This window comes from Bacillus sp. NH11B (assembly GCF_001884205.1).
Lineage (GTDB): Bacteria > Bacillota > Bacilli > Bacillales > Bacillaceae_G > Bacillus_A > Bacillus_A proteolyticus.
In genome coordinates this window covers 1-1,261 of record NZ_MAOG01000145.1, presented here as the reverse complement: position 1 = coordinate 1,261, position 1,261 = coordinate 1, and the positions used below count along the sequence as shown (strand labels likewise).

1 protein-coding gene and 1 pseudogene are annotated in these 1,261 nt (G+C 34.3%); one reads left to right on the top strand and one right to left on the bottom strand.

What is annotated here, in order from left to right:
• Positions 1 to 115: pseudogene (locus BAU27_RS32130) on the top strand (alpha/beta fold hydrolase); the annotation flags it as partial.
• Positions 116 to 582: 467 nt separating this feature from the next.
• On the opposite strand, the gene BAU27_RS29385 reads toward BAU27_RS32130, so the two are convergent.
• The coding region (locus BAU27_RS29385; RefSeq protein WP_175546581.1) for a bifunctional metallophosphatase/5'-nucleotidase at positions 583 to 1,261 on the bottom strand (679 nt) is incomplete at its 5' end.

Below are 1,261 nucleotides of genomic sequence, written 5' to 3'. Positions count from 1 at the left end.
AGATATCGATATAGTTAACTGGAAAAATGCATCTCACGCAATCAATGGTGAGTTCTCTAACGAAGTTAATGCCAGGATCCTTGGTTTTGTAGAAAAACATGCTAATGACAACTAAGTTGAAAGGGGAAAATATGTTGTAATAACAACTTTATCTCTAGATAACTATTTAAGCGAATTTAGCTCATTTTTTTCGTTTTGGGGATATTTTAAAATCTTAGCTTGATGTGCATGGGGTAGCACCAACAAAACACGAATTTCGTACGCTAGGCAAAGTTTTTAAAAGAAAAAGCCGTTTTTCTGAACAGGTGCGAGTTATACAGTATTGTAGGTAGAAAACATATCCAGATAATTCAAATCAGCTCAAATTAATGTAAACGTCAAATAACTCCAAAATAAACAATAAAAGTTGATTTTGGAGTTATTTTTGTTGACTTTACTTTTTTTCGGTACTTTGCATATCGATGGTATATCCGTTGATCACGGTAGGACTTTATTTCAAATCCACATAAGAAAAATTAGATTACCTGCACACTAAAAAGTATAGCGAACAGGTAATCTAGGTGTTTTGAGATTAATGAAAAGCTAATTTATTTTTTGAATTCTTTCATCAATAATAGGCTGAATTGGTTCTTTTGCTTGTTTTATATAATCTACTAATGCTTCAAAATCAGTTGGTCCTGTTTCAGCATCTTTCCCATTTTTAAAGGACACAAACCCATCTCCACCTGAAGCTAGAAATGCGTTTGCAACGACGCTGTAAGTTTTAGAAGGAATAATTTCTTCTCCATTTGTTAAGCGAATACTTGTGACTTTTTCTCCATTTGGCTTGTTCGCATCCCAAGTGTATTGGATCCCTGAAATTTGAAGCATCCTTGTTATGTCTTTTTGCCATTGTTGATTTAAAATATCACGAATGTCTTGACCCGTTAAATTAACTTTTATTAATTGATTTCCGAATGGTTGAATGCCATATACCTCTCCCCATGTAATATCACCAGCATCTAAGTCATTACGAATACCACCAGGGTTCATAAGAGCAATTTGGGATTGCATTGTTGCACGCTGAGTATCAGCGATTAAATTGCCGAGAGTAGATTCACCAGCCGTATTTTGTTTTCGATCTAGTGAAGCTGTAGATTTACCAACAACTTCATTGACAAGAGGTGCGATTTTTTCTTGATATTTCTCCATCTTCTTCTTTATTTTTTTATCAGGCTCTATGCCTTCATGGTAGGTTGTAACAATTTCTGCTTTCTTCTCA